A 944-nucleotide genomic window follows, 5' to 3' on the forward strand; every position below is an offset into this window, starting at 1 on the left:
ATTGCCACCAGTCGAGTTGCCGCACCTTGTGCACCGGAACGCCCCACTCGATCAAGGTATCGCCCACGCCCAAGGGGGTCAGGAAGTGCTCGGTCTTGTCCATCAGGGTCTTGATGGTCATGTGATCGAGATGATCGTAGTGATTGTGCGAAAGAATGACCGCCTTGAGTGGCGGCAGATCTTCAAGGCTGATCGGCGGTTGGTGGAAACGTTTCGGGCCGGCCCACTGCACGGGCGAAGCACGCTCGGCAAACACCGGGTCCGTCAGCCAGAACTCATTGTGCAGCTTGAGCAGCACGGTGGAGTGCCCGAGGCGATACACCGTATTGTTCGGGGCTGCCAGCAATTGCTGACGTGACAACGGCTGGACCGGAATCTCGCCAGCAGGCCGAGTGTGACGGGGTTTGTTGGACATGGCATTCCAGAACACCCCCAGGGTGCGGACAAACCCCAGCGACTTGACCGGCGCATGGTTGCGATAGCGCCCCTCATGACGAGACAAGACAGGCAATGAAGCGGCATCTGTTTTTGGGGGATTCATGGCCATGATGTACTGACTCCTGATAACAGGTCGAGATTCCTGCCGTGCTGAATCAAGCTATACGCACCTTGCGGAACGTGGCGTGAAAATGTGTAACAGCTTTTTACACTACACGGTGTAGTTTTAAGCTTGCATGATTGGCTACGACAAGTAAACTGCCGAGTGTAATTTTCTCTAAACGCATGTTTGAAGCGAACCTATGAAAGCCCCCATGCGACTTACCGACCAGAAACGCGAAGCCATTGTCCTGGCGGCCATTGCCGAGTTTCGTGATCGCGGCTTCGAAGTCACCAGCATGGACCGCATCGCGGCACGGGCTGAAGTTTCCAAGCGCACGGTCTATAACCACTTCCCCAGCAAGGAAGAGCTCTTCGCGGAAATCATTCAACGCCTGTGGGCGTGC

The 944-nt window shown here is 56.0% G+C and carries 2 protein-coding genes; one reads left to right on the forward strand and one right to left on the reverse strand.

Annotation, left to right across the window (positions count from 1 at the left end; all coding sequences use genetic code 11):
- Window positions 1-547 (reverse strand): MBL fold metallo-hydrolase (locus tag NRB16_RS28750; RefSeq protein ID WP_257107546.1); only part of this gene is annotated, 547 nt, incomplete at its 3' end.
- Between the two features lie 193 nt (window positions 548-740).
- Here NRB16_RS28750 and NRB16_RS28755 point away from each other — a divergent pair.
- A partial coding sequence (locus tag NRB16_RS28755) for a TetR/AcrR family transcriptional regulator (RefSeq protein WP_257107547.1) occupies window positions 741-944 on the forward strand: 204 nt, incomplete at its 3' end.

Origin of the sequence: Pseudomonas sp. LJDD11, assembly GCF_024584215.1 — a bacterium.
In the GTDB taxonomy this organism is placed as follows: Bacteria; Pseudomonadota; Gammaproteobacteria; order Pseudomonadales; family Pseudomonadaceae; genus Aquipseudomonas.